General features: G+C 62.3%; 17 protein-coding genes. 15 read left to right on the top strand and 2 right to left on the bottom strand.

Translation table 11 applies throughout. From position 1 onward, the window contains the following. The 3 genes from V5B44_RS26290 to V5B44_RS26280 form a co-directional block, all read left to right on the top strand. Nucleotides 1-834, top strand: an 834-nt coding sequence (locus tag V5B44_RS26290) for a cytochrome c (protein WP_332362300.1), incomplete at its 5' end; no start/stop codon positions are given. A 164-nt stretch (nucleotides 835-998) separates the two neighbouring features. Continuing rightward, nucleotides 999-1,232, top strand: a complete 234-nt coding sequence (locus V5B44_RS26285) for a type II toxin-antitoxin system CcdA family antitoxin (protein ID WP_169065168.1) — start codon at nucleotides 999-1,001, stop codon at nucleotides 1,230-1,232. Nucleotides 1,233-1,632: 400 nt separating this feature from the next. After that, on the top strand, nucleotides 1,633-1,818 hold the full coding sequence (locus V5B44_RS26280) for a hypothetical protein (protein ID WP_332362298.1): 186 nt from the start codon (nucleotides 1,633-1,635) through the stop codon (nucleotides 1,816-1,818). Here V5B44_RS26280 and V5B44_RS26275 read toward each other — a convergent pair. Next, on the bottom strand, nucleotides 1,815-3,068 hold the full coding sequence (locus V5B44_RS26275) for an ISL3 family transposase (protein WP_434735532.1): 1,254 nt from the start codon (nucleotides 3,066-3,068) through the stop codon (nucleotides 1,815-1,817). The genes V5B44_RS26280 and V5B44_RS26275 overlap by 4 nt on opposite strands. A gap of 641 nt (nucleotides 3,069-3,709) precedes the next feature. Between V5B44_RS26275 and V5B44_RS26270 the strand changes: the two genes are divergently transcribed. The 12 genes from V5B44_RS26270 to V5B44_RS26215 all read left to right on the top strand — a co-directional run bounded on the left by V5B44_RS26270 (nucleotide 3,710) and on the right by V5B44_RS26215 (nucleotide 14,879). Beyond that, nucleotides 3,710-3,862 (top strand): helix-turn-helix transcriptional regulator, encoded by a 153-nt coding sequence (locus tag V5B44_RS26270; protein ID WP_332362294.1) that lies wholly within the window; start codon nucleotides 3,710-3,712, stop codon nucleotides 3,860-3,862. A 266-nt stretch (nucleotides 3,863-4,128) separates the two neighbouring features. Further along, nucleotides 4,129-5,118, top strand: a complete 990-nt coding sequence (locus V5B44_RS26265) for a patatin-like phospholipase family protein (protein WP_332362292.1) — start codon at nucleotides 4,129-4,131, stop codon at nucleotides 5,116-5,118. Beyond that, nucleotides 5,115-5,438 carry a hypothetical protein gene (locus V5B44_RS26260; RefSeq protein ID WP_332362291.1) on the top strand — a complete coding sequence of 108 codons (324 nt, stop codon included), beginning with the start codon at nucleotides 5,115-5,117 and terminating at the stop codon, nucleotides 5,436-5,438. The genes V5B44_RS26265 and V5B44_RS26260 overlap by 4 nt, the downstream gene beginning before the upstream one ends. Before the next feature lie 21 nt (nucleotides 5,439-5,459). Next, complete coding sequence (locus V5B44_RS26255) at nucleotides 5,460-6,815, top strand: B12-binding domain-containing radical SAM protein (protein WP_332362289.1); 1,356 nt, start codon at nucleotides 5,460-5,462, stop codon at nucleotides 6,813-6,815. Further along, nucleotides 6,794-6,988 (top strand): hypothetical protein, encoded by a 195-nt coding sequence (locus V5B44_RS26250; RefSeq protein WP_332362287.1) that lies wholly within the window; start codon nucleotides 6,794-6,796, stop codon nucleotides 6,986-6,988. The genes V5B44_RS26255 and V5B44_RS26250 overlap by 22 nt, the downstream gene beginning before the upstream one ends. A gap of 55 nt (nucleotides 6,989-7,043) precedes the next feature. Beyond that, on the top strand, nucleotides 7,044-7,379 hold the full coding sequence (locus V5B44_RS26245) for a hypothetical protein (protein WP_332362285.1): 336 nt from the start codon (nucleotides 7,044-7,046) through the stop codon (nucleotides 7,377-7,379). Nucleotides 7,380-7,414: 35 nt separating this feature from the next. After that, the gene (locus V5B44_RS26240) at nucleotides 7,415-9,583 is read left to right on the top strand and encodes a putative bifunctional diguanylate cyclase/phosphodiesterase (protein ID WP_332362283.1); all 2,169 of its coding nucleotides are present in this window, start codon (nucleotides 7,415-7,417) and stop codon (nucleotides 9,581-9,583) included. A gap of 87 nt (nucleotides 9,584-9,670) precedes the next feature. Continuing rightward, entirely contained in the window at nucleotides 9,671-11,269 is a 1,599-nt protein-coding gene (locus V5B44_RS26235) for an IS66 family transposase (RefSeq protein WP_332362280.1), read from the top strand. A 190-nt stretch (nucleotides 11,270-11,459) separates the two neighbouring features. Then, nucleotides 11,460-12,152 carry a DUF4338 domain-containing protein gene (locus V5B44_RS26230; RefSeq protein ID WP_332362303.1) on the top strand — a complete coding sequence of 231 codons (693 nt, stop codon included), beginning with the start codon at nucleotides 11,460-11,462 and terminating at the stop codon, nucleotides 12,150-12,152. Continuing rightward, complete coding sequence (locus V5B44_RS26225) at nucleotides 12,067-12,471, top strand: EAL domain-containing protein (protein WP_332362278.1); 405 nt, start codon at nucleotides 12,067-12,069, stop codon at nucleotides 12,469-12,471. Before V5B44_RS26230 ends, V5B44_RS26225 begins: the two co-directional genes overlap by 86 nt. 104 nt (nucleotides 12,472-12,575) lie before the next feature. Beyond that, entirely contained in the window at nucleotides 12,576-14,702 is a 2,127-nt protein-coding gene (gene glgX, locus V5B44_RS26220; protein ID WP_332362276.1) for a glycogen debranching protein GlgX, read from the top strand. Nucleotides 14,703-14,732: 30 nt separating this feature from the next. Beyond that, complete coding sequence (locus V5B44_RS26215; protein ID WP_291997921.1) at nucleotides 14,733-14,879, top strand: hypothetical protein; 147 nt, start codon at nucleotides 14,733-14,735, stop codon at nucleotides 14,877-14,879. Nucleotides 14,880-14,931: 52 nt separating this feature from the next. Here V5B44_RS26215 and V5B44_RS26210 read toward each other — a convergent pair whose 3' ends face one another. Continuing rightward, complete coding sequence (locus V5B44_RS26210) at nucleotides 14,932-16,209, bottom strand: HD-GYP domain-containing protein (RefSeq protein WP_332362273.1); 1,278 nt, start codon at nucleotides 16,207-16,209, stop codon at nucleotides 14,932-14,934. Between the last annotated feature and the right edge of the window lie 132 nt (nucleotides 16,210-16,341).

The following is a 16,341-nucleotide window of genomic DNA, read 5'->3' as shown; positions in this document are numbered from 1 at the left end:
AAGCGAAACGACACAGGGATCTCCATGAACGCATTCCTTACTCGATCTATTTTCGCCCTCGCGATCCTCCTGATCAGTCCATCGCTCTTCGCGCAATCCGCCAATCCCACGCTGACCGTCGACAGTGAGCGCGGCAGTCACAGTCTCAGCCTCGACGAGTTGCGTGACAGTCTGGAAACACGCGAGATCGAGGTCATCAATCCGGATCTGGGGCGACCGGTTCGCTACCTCACGTTTTCGCTCGCCGATGTTCTCAAGCTGATGGGTGCGAGCAACGCCGAAGATCTGGTTTTCCATTGCCTGGACGGCTACCAGAGCAGCACCGCCGTGGCCAACGTCGCGAAACTCGACCTCCGGCTCGCTTACGGCGAAGACGGCATCCCGGGCCAGTGGTCGCTCATCCCCACCGGCAAGACGATGACCAATCCGGCGCCATTCATCGTCGTCAGCGCCAACACCTCGGACTCGAAGGTGTTTTCCTGGCCATTTCAAATGAACCGCATCGAAGCCGTCTCCTTCGCCAGCAAGTTCCCTCTGGTCCTTCCCACGGGAGTATCCGCGAACAGCGCAGTCGCCAGGGGCTTCACCATCTTTCGCGAGCAATGCCTGAAATGCCACTCGGTCAACCTGCAGGGAGGCGAAGTCGGCCCCGAGTTGAACATTCCGAAGAACATCACTGAATACCGCAGCACCAGCTTTCTGCGTCAGTGGCTGCACGATCCAAACCAGTTCCGCGCCCGCGCAAGAATGCCGCCAACAGAGCTGACCCCCGAGGAAATCGACGAGGTGATCGCCTATCTGCGGCATATGGCTCGCCACAAGCAGGGAGGATAGCGCGCACCGGCAGGCGATCAAGCGCTGTTCTACGCGCCTGCAAGTGTCGCCCGGCCCGTCGGGGGGGAAGCTCCGCTTACCCGGCTGAAACTCCGGCACTGTCGCCACCTCGCGTATCGAGATGCGAATACACGGTGCACATGAACACGAACAGGACGCCCGCCATGCACGCCGCCGATGACAGCCAAGCGCCCAAGAAGGCGGCAAATCCCCGCGCCAACGCGGACCGGCTGCACAAGGCCAGGGAAATGGACATCAACACAGACCGTACGCGAAGCCCGCAAGCAGCGGCAGCGCGAGCAATGGCTGGCGCGGAGAAGAAGCGGACAGCGATCGCGACGTACAACGATCACGTCGAGCAGCATGGCGTGTTCAGCGGCGGGCTGCGGACCTTCTGATGACTCAGTTCGCCGTGCGCCGCACTCCGAAACCGGATGACCGCATCCTGACCAACGCTACTCACCCTTTCGACCCTACAATCCCATCGTCGCCGGAACTCGAAGAAATGCTTGCCATGTCTGGCCTGACCATCCCGGCCGGCGGTGGCGAATGGGTACGCGGGGACGTCGCTTTCGTCGCTCGTGCCTGGGAACTGGCCGAGCGCGGTACAGGCGTTGGGACTGATCGTCGCAGCACCGATGATCAGGGATCCGGCCTACCGTGCGCTGCGGCAACGATTGGTTGGCGAGCTACGCGGTCTGTGCGTAACGCAACTGAATGAATGCACGTTCCCAAACGCACAAGTCCGAGCGTTCATGATCGCCGGGCAGCGGACGGCTCATCGACGCAGGAACGTGTTTGCTGCGTAAAGCGAAAGCCGACGGCACCTTCATCGACGAGATCGAAGTCAGCTACAGCGCCGCAACCACTAGCCTCGACATCGATTATCACAAGGCGCTCCAGCGAATCAATGTTTGCGCAGACACAATTTCAGACAACGCTCGCGTCTATCGGAGCTTCGATTACCCGTGGCAGTGGGTTTAGGTCGTTTCCTGTGGAACGGGCAAGAACGGGGCGAAGGGCGAGGCGGGCAAATGAGTGAGCTTCCCAGCGATAAGGTAGGCCATGGCGATGAAGTTTTCGACGCGGCGATAGCCGCGCGCCCGTGCGCGCGCCTCCTGGAGCGATCGATTCATCGCTTCGACGCGGCCGTTGTGTTTGCCGGCGTTAAAACCGTTGAGTACGCCAGGAAGATGCTTGGTGATCGTCCTGCCGAGGCGCTTGAATGGTTCGAGTCGGCAGCGGCTGGCCCAGCTGAGCCAGCGCTTGAGCAGGGGCGTGGCCTCGTCAGGTGTCGTGGCGGTGGCGTAGATGGAGCGCAGCGCCTGCTTGATCCGCCAGGCCCGTGCGGTCTTGAGGTTCGAGCGCTGCAACCAGTGCATGGTCTCGGTTTGTTTGACGGTCCAGTCGGCGGGCTTCTTGTGCAGGCCCCAGCGGGTGCCCTTCAGTTCGGGTTCGCTCTTGACCTCTGCTCGTCGCACCTCGTCCAGCGCCGTGCTGCTCAGAGCAACGACGTGAAAGCGGTCAAAGCAGACCTCGGCTGCTGGAAAGTGCTCGGCGGCGCCGGCCTGGAACGAGCCGCTCATGTCCATGCTGACATGGGTGATCGCGGTCGGCTGACCACCATGCTCGGTAAGGTCGCTGGCGAACTTCCCGAGCGTGGCCTTGTCCCGTCCCGGCGTCGCAAACAGCAAGCGCTGTGCATCAAGATCATAAAAAACAGAGATGTACGTCTGGCCGCGCTTACTGGCGGTCTCATCGACGCCAATCACGCGAACCTCGGCATGACTTTCCTGCGCACGCGCTTGGCCCACATGATGATTGATCACGCGCCACAGTCTGCGACTGCGCACACGCAGCAGTCGGCCGGCCGCCAGGACCGACATGGTCGGCGCCAGCATCAGCGTCAAAGCCTCGAACAGCAGGGTGAAGCGACTGCCTTCACGCGCCCAAGGCACGGCGATCTGCGTGACCTTGCCGCAACCGGCACAGGCCACTCGCGGCACCTCGGCATGCAGGTGGGCTTCGTACTGAAAGAAATCCATATGGCGCCAGGAACGCGCCAAGCGGTCATGCAGCGGCTGCGCTGCCGCACCGCAAGCCGGGCAAGCATGATTGGCCGCGCCAAATCGGACCTGGAAATCGATCCGTCCCGACTCTGGCTTGAAGATGACTTCAGCTACCTGCCAAGGAGCAACGAGGCCCAGAGCCTGGGTGAACAGCGTTTCAATCATGAGGAAGAGGCCGCGAGAGGAAAGGCCGCTATTGTCCTCCATGCCGAGGGCGGCAGACTGCCTTCCTCGGCCCGGAGGAAGCGTAAGCGAGCGGGCAGCGATGTAAAGGGTTCGGCTGCGCCCGGACTGCGTCCGCCCTTGACATCGCCGCCCCCTCAAACCGCCAAAACCAGCGCCCGTTCCACACGAAACGACATAGAGCGCCTTGGAGCCTTTGCCACAGCGGTTCGACGAGCCTTACCGACTCGCGGAGGAATGAAGTTGAGTCTCTGAGCCTCACCACTGACTCTCTGAGTCATGAAGTTGAGTCTCTGAGCCTCACCGCTGACTCTCTGAGTCATGAAGTTGAGCCTCTGAGCCTCACCGCTGACTCTCTGAGTCATGAAGTTGAGTCTCTGAGCCTCACCGCTGACTCTCTGAGTCATGAAGTTGAGCCTTTGAGCCTCACCGCTGACTCTCTGAGTCATGAAGTTGAGTCCCGAAAGCTTATGCCTGAGGCGCTGAGCGATGAGCTTCAGTCGCTGCCTTTCCAGCCTGGACGAGAAGGGAGATTTGTGACAAGCCGCTGCCGGGCTCATCGACTGCCTCGTTTTCGGACGGCAAGTGCGACCGATAGAGCAGGATCATTGGCCTGGAACAGGATGGCCGAAATCCTGGCGCTCTCGCCGCACACGGTGCGCGACTATGTGAAGGACATCTACCGTCGGGCCGGGGTGAACGGCTACGAAAAGCTGGTCAGCAAGCTGGCGAACGCAAACGGCGCCAGCCCTTCAGCAAAAGACCCGATGACCTGACGGCCACGACCGCTGTGGAATGCCTGCCAGCCGCAGCGGCATGAGTTCCCCTGGCCGCCCAGCCTGCGCCTGGCCCCGGACATCCTGCCAGGGGCATCCGCGCCCCCTGCCTCAACGCGACCCGGCAAGCGTGAACCCCGTCAACCGAGCCCGTACCTAACCCATCCGGGGCAGTTTGCCGCATAATATCATTTGCTTGAAATCGCAAAACAAGAAAAAGGAAGCTCGGTACCACTTTGGAAGCCTCGCCGACAGACGCCTTGCCGATGGAAGCCAGGTCCGGCAAAAAGCCCTTCCGCATCTTATCGCTCGATGGTGGCGGGACCTTTGCCTTGATTCAGGCGAAGGTGCTCGATGATCTTTTCCCGGGCGAGGATGGGCATCAGGTGCTCAGCCATTTCGATCTGGTGTCGGCGTGCTCGGGCGGGGCGATCGTCGCTGCGGCATTGATCGAGGGTTACTCGCCACGCCAAATCTTCGAGTTGTTCGACAATCCGGTCAATCGCCACGCACTTTTTGGGCGCCTGCCCTGGTACCGGAGTCTATTGCAGTTGATGACCGGCGTTTTTTCACCCTCGAGCCCGGTTGGTTATCGCTTTTCTACCGACGGCAAGCTGGCCTTCCTGCACCGCATCCTGCCCGTCATGGGCAGCACATCGCTGCAGAACCTGCACGGCATTCTCAATGACAGTATCGCTTCCCTGCGGGAACAGCGCGACGAACCGGGCAGACCCATGTCCTTTCTTTTTGTGACTTACGACTTCGACCGCGACCGGGCGCGCATGATGCGTAGCGATGTCAGCAGCCCGGCGGCCAGTTTCCCGCATCGGCAGCAGCGCGCGACGCTGGCGGAAGCGGCGCATGCCTCGAGTACGGCACCGATCAACTGGTTCGACAAACCCGCGGAATTCGACGGTTGCCGCTTTTGGGACGGCGCCATGACCGGCTACAACAATCCGGTGCTGGCAGGGGTTGTCGAAGCCATCGCCATGGGCGTGCCGCGCGCGATATCGGCGTACTGTCGCTGGGCACGAGCACGGTTTTTCTGCCCGAATGCGGCAGCGAGGGGATCCCGGATGCCCTGTGTCGTTCGCGCGCCAGCACCGGCTTCCTGCCGGAGTTGGTCAAGGTGGGCAAGACGATCATCGCCGATCCTCCGGATGCGCACACTTTCATTGCCCACCTCATGCTCGACGGCGGCTTGCCGACCGACGTCTCCTGTTGCCCCTTTACCGACACCGCAATTGTGCGCATGAATCCGGTGATTCAGCCGGTTATCGATCCAGCGACGGGCCAGTGGAGCGTTCCCGCCGGCTGGACGGTCGAAGAGTTTCGCCGCATCGCCGAAATGGATATCGCCTCGCGCCGGCAAGAGGACGTCGAATTGATCAAGCGGCTAGGCGAGGGATGGTTGCGGGATGAATGGCACAATCAGCCTATCCGGGGTTGCGGCATCTGGGCGTCACCGTCTTCGGACTCGCCTTCGCCCCCCTTGCCGACTACGGATCACCTGTGTGAAATTGGCCATCGCTGGTATAGCAACGCCAAATCCGCCTGGACCGCGCTGTCGGCTTGACGACAGCGGACCGAGCCCGGCATGCCCAATCCACGAATCCTGATTCTCAACTGCTATTCCGACAACCACCGCAGCGCGCGCGGCACCCCGTGGATCATGCCGCAGTCCATCGCGCCGGCGATGCTGGCCGGAATGCTCGATCCCGCCCGCGTCGACATTCGCCTCGCCTGCGAGTTTCGCAGCGGTCCTTTCGAGGATCTTGGCGCCCTGCAATGGGCCGAGTTGTTGGTATTGACCGGCCTCAACCCGGCGTTCGACCGCATGAAGCAGGTCACGGCCTACGCCCGAACGGTCAATCCGGGCATTGTCGTCGCCATGGGTGGTCCCTTGGCGCGAATGCTGCCGAAGCTCAGCCGCCGCTATTTCGATTACGTCTGCAGTGACGATGTCGAGCAGGTGGTCGCGCTGGTCGATGCGGTCTTTGGCCCCGGGCACGCCGCCGAGATACCCATCCCGCGCCATGATCTGTTACCCGGAAGTCGCATCATCGGCTACGCGGAGGCCTCGCGCAACTGCAACTTCCACTGCAACTTTTGCTCCATGACCGCGGAAGGCCGCGAATTCATGAGCTACGACCTGGACGATGTGCGCCGGCAGATCGAGGTCCTTGGCTACCGTCAGTGCGTCATGTTCCTCGATCAAAACTTTTTCGGTGGCCCGCGCGCCCACTTCAAGGCGCGCATGGCCCTCCTCAAGGAGCTGTACGAGCAAAGGAAATTCGGCGGCTGGGCAGCCCTGGTGACCGCCGATTTCTTCACCAACGCCGACAACCTGTCGCTGGCGCGCGCAGCGGGCTGCATCGGTTTTTTTAGCGGCGTCGAATCGTTCAGCCGCGCGCAGATCAGCGCTTTCAACAAAAAACAGAATCTGCTGCTGCCGCAGGAGGAAATCATCCGCTCCTGCCTGGAGGCCGGTCTGGTCTTCCACTACGGCCTGATCTTTGATCTGGTGGAGCAAAGAATCGACGACCTGCTCGCGGAAACCGACTTCATCGTTGCCAACCCGCGCATTACCCTGCCAAGCTTCCTCGGTTTTGCCATCCCGCTGCTGGGCACGCCACTGTTCAGCCGCCGCCTCCAGGAGGGCCAGTTTCTGCCCAACGTCCGGCTGCGCGACATGGATGGGCGATCGCTCGTCTGTCACCCCGAGGACGCCATCGAGAAAGCCGTGGCTTTTGCCGCACGCATGGACAAGGGCCTGATTTCCAAACGCAAGCTGGCGGCGCACGCGTGGCAGTTCTTTCGCCGCTATCGTACGACGCTCTCCAAGTGGGGACTGCTGAGCATGAGCTACCCGCGTTGCGGCAGCAATGGTTGCAAGAATCGACGACCTGCTCGCGGAAACCGACTTCATCGTTGCCAACCCGCGCATCGCTGACCCTGCCAAGCTTCCTCGGTTTTGCCATCCCGCTGACCCGTCCATGGGCACGCCACTGTTCGGCCAGCCGCCGCCTCCAGGAGGGCCAGTTTCTGCCCAACGTCCGGCTGCGCGACATGGATGGGCGATCGCTCGTCTGTCACCCCGAGGACGCCATCGAGGAAAGCCCTTGAAGCGACTGGCTTTTGCCGCACGCATGGACAAGCTTCGCGAGCTGGCCTGATTTTATTGAGGAGTTACCGCGACGGCATTCGGCCCGGCCGGGACGGCTGCCGCAGCTACCTTGCCAGCTCCGAACCGCTGGGGTCACTCTACCGTCCCCGGATCTGGATCCCCGAAGCTTACCGCGGGCATTTCGAGCCCCTGTGCGTCACCGACCCCGATGGCGAACTGCACGCTGAGCTGATTGACGATGCCGCCAGCCTGCTGCCGCAGGGCAGAGCCGCGACCAGGATCGAAGTGACGACGATTCCCCCCTATAATGCGATCGCAATGCTCGAACACGCGCAGCTTCCCGGCATCTCCGAAGACAGGAAGCGTGCATGCCAGGAAACGACAGGATAACGCGTGCGATGACCAAGCGGCTCTGCAAATGCCTGATGTTTTTGATCTTGCTAGCCTTCGTGCTGCAGTGGACCGCGCCGAAAGCCGCTACCGTGTCGACCGGACTGACGCCCTTGTGGGATGCCCCAAAAGGTCCCGGGAAGTCGGACGATGCGAGCCGTTGGCTGACCCAGCTGCGCGATTCGGTGTCGCTAGCGCGCGCGGGTTGTAAAAAACTGTCCTTGCCAGACCTGTCGCTTACCAAGCCAGCGCGCGCTTTCCAGATCGCCATCGAGCGCCATCAGTGGGCTAACGGATCGCCGATCGTCTACCTGCAGGAACCGATTGCCGAGTTCTTCATTGTCGTCGCCACCGACGTCAATGCTTGCCCCTGGTTGTCGATTTCCGGTCGCGGCCTGCCGTTTGGCCACCGTGACATCGTCAGCCCATTCCCCTTTGCGCGCCTTCCTGCCTTGCCAGAAGGCGCGGTAATCACGGCCATCGTGCAGGACTACAAAGCCATCCGCCCCTGGATCATGCTCGCCAACGAGAGCAGCTTCGTGCGCGACAACACCGTGCTGTGGGTTGGCTTGGGGGCCTACAGCGGCATCCTGCTGATGATGATTGTCGTCGCCGTAGGCTTCGGCGCTTACGCAGGCAGCCGCGTCGCCCTGGCCTACGCCGCTTACTGCGTCGCGCTGCAGGTCTGGCTGGTGCAGAACTTCGGTATCGGTTCGGCTTTCGTGCCGTTCTGGCCTGGCCCGCAGTACTTCCCGACCCTGCAGGCAATCTCGGTGGCCGGCGTGGTCCTCGGTATTGGCTTCGCGGCGCTCGAATTCCTGCAGCTTCGTGGCAAGGTTCGCGCCGCGGTTGCCGGCTCCGTCCTGCTCAGCGCGATCTTCTTCCTCGGTTCGGCATGGCACGCGGCCGGCTACCGCGCCGGCGCAGCCGTTCTCTTCGTCCTTGCCGTGGCCACCATGGTGCTGCTGGTCAGGAGCGTGTTCACTGGCGATGCCTCGCTCCGCCTGTTCACCCTGGGGCTGGGCGCGACCCTGCTCGGCGGCGGGGTGCAGGCTTTTTCGGTCATCGGCAGCGGCGTCGAAGTCAGCCGCCTGGCGGCCTTCGCGTTTCCGATCGGCAGCCTGTTTCAAGCCGCTTTCTGGCTCGCCGCACTGATCATCCGGCTGCGCGACGAGCACCGCGAATTGCACGAACTCGAGGAACGACAGGCGGCGATCATGTGGGCGACGCCTGATTTGATCCTGGTCGTCGACCGGCAAGGAATCTGCCTCGACTACAAGCAACCTTACGCGACGCGATTCTTCGTCACCGGCAGCGAACTGCTCGGCGCGAACGTGGCCGCGGTTCTGCCCAGCGAAACCGCGAGCATCATCCAGCGGGGTGTCGACCAGGCACTGCAACGAGACGACCTGCAATCGGTGTTCCTCGAGTTGCCGCTAGAGGGAAGCATCCACCACTACGAGGCGCGAATCGCGCCGAACGGACCCAACAAGGTGGTCATCGTCGTCCGCGACATCACCCTCCAGAAGCACAACGAGGAAAAAATCCAGCGCCTGGCCTACTTCGACACACTAACGGGCCTACCCAACCGTCAGAGTTTTCTCGAACGCCTGGACCGCGAATTGCTGCGCGCACGCCGCACGAATCGTCGGATGGCGCTGCTGTTTCTCGATCTCGATGGCTTCAAACGGATCAATGACACCCTCGGCCACAGCGCTGGTGACTGCCTGCTGCAGACCATCGCCGAGCGCTTGCAGGAAAAACTGCGCGCCGGGACCTTCATTGCGCGGCCGGCACTGGACGAATCCGGCCTGCACTTCGCACGCCTCGGCGGTGACGAGTTCACCGTCGTTCTGCCCGATGTCGACAGCGCCGAGACCGCCTGCGTAGTCGCCCGGCGAATACAAACGCTGCTTGCACAACCGGCCCTGATCGGCGAACAGGAGGTCGCGGTCACCTCGAGCATCGGCATCGCCCTCTTCCCCGACGACGGCCTCGATGCCGTAACCCTGCTCAAGCACGCGGATACCGCGATGTATTACGCCAAGGAGCAAGGGCGAAACAACTGGCAGCTGTATGAGCGAACACTGACGACGCGAACAACGACACACCTGGCACTGGAAGGCGATATTCGCAAAGGCCTCGAACGCGGAGAATTTTGCCTCTTCTACCAGCCTCAAGCGCTTCCCGTAACTCCTCAATAACCCCGGGCACGACCGTTCGCTGAATCTGGAATTCTTGCTTGCAGGTAGTGCTGGACACAGCTCGCGAAGCGTGGTTCAATTGCAGGCATGAGCACGGAGCCCCCTCGGACACTACCCCGTATCCCTGATATCTCTGCCGACGAGATGACGCCGGTGGTCGTGCTGCTGCTGGAAATCTGTCATGGGCAGCAGGAACAGATTCAGGCGCTGCGCGATGAGCTTGCGCAGCTGAAGGGTCAGAAGCCGAAACCGGTGATCAAGCCCTCGGCGCTGGAAGGCGAGCGAAGCGGGAAGGAGAAGGGGAGCCGGCCGAAGTCCCGTGGCAAGCGCGACAAGACGGCAAAGCTTGAGATCCACGAGTCGGTCAAGCGGCCGCCGGCGGCGGATGTTCCGCAGAACAGTCGCTTCAAGGGCTACCAGGATTTCGTGGTGCAGGACATCCGGATCGGCGTGCACAATACCCGCTATCGGCTGGAGCGCTGGGTCACCCCCGAGGGAGAGCACTTGATCGGGCAGTTGCCTGCCGAGATCGGGGGTATGCACTTCGGCCCGCAGCTGCGCGCTTTCATCCTCTATCAGTACCACCATGCCCATGTGACGCAGCCGTTATTGCTCGAAGAGTTGCGGGAGTGGCAGATCGACATCTCGGCCGGGCAGCTCAGCGCCTTGATCACCGACGGCCATACGGACTTCCATCGCGAGAAAGACGCTCTGCTGCAAGCCGGACTACAAGGCAGCCGGTACGTTCAAGTGGACGATACGGGTGCGCGCCATCAGGGCAAGAATGGGTACTGTACGCATATCGGCAACGAACGCTTCGCCTGGTTCGCGAGCACCGGCAGCAAGAGCCGGATCAATTTCCTGGAACTGCTCCGCGCAGGGCACGATGCCTACACCCTTAACGAGGCGGCACTGGCCTACATGGCCGAGCACAAGCTGCCCGGCGCTCAACTCCAGGCACTCACCCCCCTGGCACCGGCGGCATGGACGGGTCAAGCCGCCTGGCAGGCGCTGTTGGCTGAGCAGGCGATCACGGATCCGCGCCATGTCCGCGTGGTCACCGAAGGCGCCTTGCTCGGTACCGTCGTCGCGCACGGCGTCGCTCCCGATCTGGCGATCCTCAGCGATGACGCCGGGCAGTTCGATGTGCTGACCCACGCCCTGTGCTGGATCCATGCCGAACGAGTGCTCGCCAAACTGCTGGGCTTCAATGAGCCGCAACGCGCGGCGCTGGCCTCGACGCGCAGCGAGCTGTGGGCGATCTACGATGCGCTCAAGGCGTACAAAGAGGCGCCTGATGCGCTCACCGCCGCCGCGATCGAAGCACGCTTCGGGAAGCTTTGTGCCACCCGGACCGGCTATGCCAGTCTCGATCAGGCCTTAAAACGAATGCGCCGCAACCAGGCGGAGTTGTTGCGCGTGCTGCAACGTCCCGAGCTGCCCCTACACAACAACCTCAGCGAGTCGGATATCCGCGACTACGTGAAGAAGCGCAAGATCAGCGGCTCCACCCGTAGCCCGTCTGGCCGCCGCTGCCGCGACACCTTCGCCAGCCTCAAGAAAACCTGTCGCAAGAACGGGCTGTCATTCTGGAAATATCTGGAAGACCGCGTCTTCGGACGGCATCGAATTGCGCCTCTTGCGCAGTGGATCTTCGAGGCCACTCCGACGGCGAGCACTCCCTGACGTGACCCCTGAAGCGACTCCCTGGCGCTATTGCGGGCGCTCTTTCAGCCGAGCGGAGCTCGACCAGCTCCGGGAGTTGATCGCGGCCAATCCTGCCGCCTTGCGCGCCGAATTGTCCCGGCTGGTCTGTGCCAAGCTTGGCTGGAGCCGCGAGGACGGGCGGCTCAAGGACATGAGCTGCCGCGTGGCGATGCTGCGCATGCAGGCCGACGGTTTGCTGCAACTCCCCCCTCCGCGCAACGGCAATCACAACGGAAAACCCTGGCACCGTCGCACCGCGCAGGCCGAACCCGACGTACCCCTGAGGGCAGAGGGCCCTCGTGCCCTGGGGACACTGCAACTGCACCGGGTCAGCAAGCGCGCCGAATCGCAGCTGCACAACGAGTACATTGACCGTTACCACTACCTCGGCTACCAACCGCTGCCCGGCGCCCAATTGCGCTACTTCGTTCGGGCGGGCGGACGGCTCGTCGCCTTGCTCAGTTTCGCGGCCGCCGCCTGGAAGACGCAGCCGCGCGACCACTATATCGGCTGGACTCCCTCGCAACGCCAGGCGCACCTGCACCGGGTCGTGAACAACGCTCGATTTCTCATCCTGCCGTGGGTCGAATGCAAGAATCTGGCTTCGTCCATCTTGGCTCGCGCAGCCCGGGAGATCGCCGCCGACTGGCAAGTCCAATACGGTTACCGGCCGCTCTTGCTCGAAACTTTCGTCGAGCAAGAACGCTTTCTCGGCACCGCTTACCGAGCGGCCAACTGGCTCTGCCTTGGACAAACCACCGGTCGCGGCAAGCTCGATGTCCACCACCAAGCCTTGCTGCCCATCAAAACCGTGTGGGTCTATCCCCTCGACCGAAACTTCAGGCGCGTGCTCTGCGGGTGACCGCAGCCTTCCGGCGCCGACCCAAGCGCATGCACGCACGCCCGGGGTTATTGAGGAGTTACACAGTTTCATCCGCGGCCTGCCGCAGGATGCCGATGATGCGGGGATCACCACCGCGATAATCGCCATGGCCCGCAGCCTCGGTCTGGAGGTCATTGCCGAAGGTGTCGAAACCATAGAACAGCTCGACTTCCTGCAGCGTGCGCAATGCCCGAAACTGCAAGGCTACCTATTCAGTTACCCGCTGCCGGCAGACGAGATGGAAGCGCTTCTGCGTCGTGGCCACATCGCCCTGCCTTCGCACACCAGCGAACAATGAGCCAGATTCCTTCGCCAGCAGAACGATTACGCTCCGAAAGGCAACAATAAACACCCGACCGCGCCGCAATAATGACCGTTGCGGATTTTTTTTGAGGGGGTGACATGGATACCCGTATTGACTTCCATCCGACACACCAGCACGGCGCTTACAAACTTCGTCCCGGGCGCACTTATCCCTTCGGCAGCACCCTGGTACCTGACGGCGTCAACTTTTCGATCAGCTCCGGCCACGCCACCGCGTGCACCCTGGTGCTCTTCGAGAAAGGCGCGCCGGAGCCATGCGTGGAAATCCCCTTCCCGGACACCTTTCGCATTGGCAAGGTCTGGTGCATGGTCGTCTTCGATCTCGACTGCGAGCGTATCGAGTACGGCTATCGCATGGACGGCCCCTGGGATCCGGGAGCCGGACACCGCTTCGACCGTTCGAAAATACTCCTCGATCCCTACGCCAGGGCGATCGGCGGCCGGACGGTCTGGGGCACGCCACCCGACTGGAACAACATCTACCCGCAGCGTGCGCGCCTGATCTTCGAGGACTTCGACTGGGAAGACGACCGTCCTCTGGAAACGCCACTCGCCGACCTGGTGATTTACGAACTGCATACGCGCAGTTTCACCGCCCACTCGTCGGCCAGCGTCAAGCACCCCGGCACCTATGCCGGCATCGCGGCGAAGATCCCCTATCTGAAGGAACTGGGGGTGAGCTGCGTCGAACTGATGCCGATCTTCGAGTTCGACGAATTCGAGAACAGCCGCGCCGAGCCGCTCACCGGCGAAATGATGTTCAACTACTGGGGCTACAGCACGATCGGCTTCTTCGCGCCCAAGGCGGGCTTCGCCGCCACGGGCCCCTTCGGCATGGAGGTGGACGAGTTCAAGAACCTGGTCAAGGAGTTGCACCGCAACGGCATCGAAGTCATGCTCGACGTGGTTGTCAACCACACCGCCGAAGGTAACGAGAACGGTCCGACACTCTCCTTCCGGGGCATCGACAACCAGACCTTCTACATGCTGACGCCGGAAGGCTACTACTACAACTTCACCGGCTGCGGCAATACCCTCAATTGCAACAGCCCGGTGGTGCGCAACATGTTTCTCGACTGCCTGCGCTACTGGGCGGCCGAATACCACATCGACGGCTTCCGCTTCGATCTGGCCTCGATTCTCGGCCGTGCCCCCAGCGGCGCACCGCTGCCCAACCCGCCACTGCTCGAAAGCCTGGCCTTCGACCCGGTGCTCGCCAACTGCAAGCTGATTGCCCAAGCCTGGAACGTCGGCGGCCTCTATCAGGTCGCCTCCTTCCCGGCCTACGGACGCTGGGCCGAGTGGAACGGCAAGTACCGCGACGACATTCGCCGCTTCCTGAAAGGGGACGACGGCATGGTGCGAGTAATGGCCGAGCGCATCCAGGGCTCACCGGATCTCTACGGCTGGAATGAACGCGGGCCGACGGCATCGATCAACTTCATCACCTGCCACGACGGGTTCACGCTCTACGATCTGTTCGCCTACAACGACAAGCACAACGAAGCCAACGGCGAAGGGAATCGCGACGGGGGAAACAGCAACCATAGCTGGAATTGTGGCGTTGAAGGCGAAACCGACGATGTACAGGTCAATGCCCTGCGCCAGCGCATGATCAGGAATGCCCTGGCCATCCTGCTGATGAGCCACGGCATACCAATGATCCTGATGGGCGATGAACTGGGCCGCACGCAGCGCGGCAACAACAACACCTACTGCCATGACAACGACTTGAACTGGCTCGACTGGACGCTGCGCGAACGCAACAGCGATCTGTTCGACTTCACCCGCAAGATGATCGCCTTGCGCAAGGCTCACCCGCTGCTGCGCACCGGCGAATTTTTTGGCACCCGCCGCTCGCCGGCCGATATCATCTGGCACGGTACTCAGGCATGGAAAGCGGACTGGTCGGCAGACTCGCGCGCCCTGGCCTTCATGCTCCGGGAACGGCAGGCCGGACAAGGAGGGAATGCCACGCCAGTGCTCTACATGGCGATCAACAGCTTCTGGGATGCCCTGCCCTTCGAACTGCCGGAACTGCCCACCGACTATCACTGGCACCTGTTCGCCAACACCAGCCTGCCGGCCCCCGGCGACATCCAGGAACCGGGTCAGGAAATACCTCTGCAGGAGAATCTGCGAAGCTTCCTGGTTGGCGGACGCGCGGTGGTGATCCTCGTCGGGCGCCCACGCCCGCAAGCCTGACCCACAGACCAATCCTTGGCGTCAGCAAACATGACCTTCAGCAGCGGTGTAGAAATGAAAGGCCGCGAGGCATGGATCACCCGTGCAGGCGAACTTGACGCAGCGGTGGCCGGCGAATTTCGCCAGGCCACCGAGCAGGTCGCCGGGCAGAAGTCCGAGAAAGCGTGCCCGGCCTGACTGGCAAGGTCCGCTGAAAGAAAGCTGCGCCGACTGACGAATCGCCGCCGCCTTACTGCAAGCGCCCGTTCAGCTGCAGAAGCCAGTCCCGGATGGCCACTTCGCCGGGCTCCTCCGTCGTCTCCAGAGTGGGAAAACGGCAGAAAACATCCTGGATGATCCCCTTTAACTGCCAGCCCGCTTCACGCGCCAGCACGGCCAGTTCACGCACTTCGCCGGGCTGGTCACGAACGTCGGCGCACACCGATTTGAGCTGATCCGGGTGCAGACCGGCGTCGGCCAGCGAACGCTCCAGCGTCGCCACGCGATCGGTCAGAAAAGCCCCGACGACAGGTGCGCCGGCAGCATAGTGCCTCATCTCTGAACGCGCCTTGCTCCATTCATCGAAGTCGTCGGCAAGGCTTTTGATCCGCTCCGCGTTGCGGATGTCCTGCTCGCTATCCGTCTCGTCGACGATCCCTTGCTCCAGCAGCTTCAGGATCACGCTCGACATCTGCGCGTCGAACTTGCTGTGGTTCAAACGCAGGATCAGCGACAAGCGTTGCTCGGGGGCGCTGGTTTTCTTGTCGAGAACGGCTGCGACCACCTCCGCCAGCAGCAGTATGCGTCCCATGACGCTGATCTCGGCGCCTTTGAGTCCGCGCGGATAACCGCTACCGTCGTGTCGTTCGTGGTGCTCGAGAATCGCTCTGGCGACCGCCTGCGGGTACTCGGGTCGCTGCCTGACGATCATCGTCGCCGTGAGTGGGTGCGCGTGCAGTTGTCGCCGCTCGGCGGCATCGAGCCGGTGATCGGGCTGCAGCATTTCCGGATCCACATGCAGCATGCCAATATCGTGAATCAGCGCGGCTGCGGCGAGCGCCCGCAGGTCGGGCACCTCCAGCTCCTGGCGTATGCCCAGGTAAAGCGCAATCAGCGCCACCTGCAGGCTGTGCTCGAAGAGAGCGCCGCCGCGATCACGGGCGACGGTCAACCTGAAGGCCATCGCCTTCGGCAACGCTATGCTGCCAATGGCGCCGAGCAAGGTGACGCGATCGCTGAGCTCGGCTGCAAGCCGCCCATAGAAAGGCTGCTGCGTGATCAGAGCTTCAGCCTGATTGCGCAAATCCTCCAGCGTAACCGCCTTCTCGGCGGTGAGGCTCTCGTCAATAGGCAGCTGCAAGCGGTGATTGATCAGCCGTTCGAACAGCCCGCTGTCGACCCGCAGGCCGCGCTCGACCAACTTCATGCCATTGCTGGAATAGATCGCCTGGTGGGCAAGCACCTTTTGCGAGTCGCCGAGTTCGGTCGCGGCCTTGAGGTAGTGTTCGTCGTTGCTTTCTTCGGCCATCAGAGTCTATTTGTTCCTCGGCAGCTTGCGGGCGGTGCAGGACGTCGGGAGCGGCTTGCTGCCTTCTCGCCGCAACGGAAAAAGGGTGATTTTACATCAGCATTGCCGAGTCACCCGTCGCAGCGGGGGTAG

It is taken from the genome of Candidatus Accumulibacter necessarius (genome assembly GCF_036625085.1).
Note: the sequence above shows the minus strand (reverse complement) of the source record. Positions and strands in the feature narration are given on the sequence as shown.

What these genes read in the sequence shown, in the direction of transcription:
- V5B44_RS26265 (WP_332362292.1), top strand. Translation starts at nt 4,129, where the DNA reads ATGGAAGCCAGGTCCGGCAAAAAGCCCTTCCGCATCTTATCGCTCGAT.
- V5B44_RS26285 (WP_169065168.1), top strand. Translation starts at nt 999, where the DNA reads ATGCACGCCGCCGATGACAGCCAAGCGCCCAAGAAGGCGGCAAATCCC.
- glgX (WP_332362276.1), top strand. Translation starts at nt 12,576, where the DNA reads ATGGATACCCGTATTGACTTCCATCCGACACACCAGCACGGCGCTTAC.
- V5B44_RS26255 (WP_332362289.1), top strand. Translation starts at nt 5,460, where the DNA reads ATGCCCAATCCACGAATCCTGATTCTCAACTGCTATTCCGACAACCAC.
- V5B44_RS26235 (WP_332362280.1), top strand. Translation starts at nt 9,671, where the DNA reads ATGAGCACGGAGCCCCCTCGGACACTACCCCGTATCCCTGATATCTCT.
- V5B44_RS26215 (WP_291997921.1), top strand. Translation starts at nt 14,733, where the DNA reads ATGACCTTCAGCAGCGGTGTAGAAATGAAAGGCCGCGAGGCATGGATC.
- V5B44_RS26230 (WP_332362303.1), top strand. Translation starts at nt 11,460, where the DNA reads ATGCTGCGCATGCAGGCCGACGGTTTGCTGCAACTCCCCCCTCCGCGC.
- V5B44_RS26225 (WP_332362278.1), top strand. Translation starts at nt 12,067, where the DNA reads ATGTCCACCACCAAGCCTTGCTGCCCATCAAAACCGTGTGGGTCTATC.
- V5B44_RS26260 (WP_332362291.1), top strand. Translation starts at nt 5,115, where the DNA reads ATGAATCCGGTGATTCAGCCGGTTATCGATCCAGCGACGGGCCAGTGG.
- V5B44_RS26270 (WP_332362294.1), top strand. Translation starts at nt 3,710, where the DNA reads ATGGCCGAAATCCTGGCGCTCTCGCCGCACACGGTGCGCGACTATGTG.
- V5B44_RS26210 (WP_332362273.1), bottom strand. Translation starts at nt 16,209, where the DNA reads ATGGCCGAAGAAAGCAACGACGAACACTACCTCAAGGCCGCGACCGAA.
- V5B44_RS26275 (WP_434735532.1), bottom strand. Translation starts at nt 3,068, where the DNA reads ATGATTGAAACGCTGTTCACCCAGGCTCTGGGCCTCGTTGCTCCTTGG.
- V5B44_RS26240 (WP_332362283.1), top strand. Translation starts at nt 7,415, where the DNA reads ATGTTTTTGATCTTGCTAGCCTTCGTGCTGCAGTGGACCGCGCCGAAA.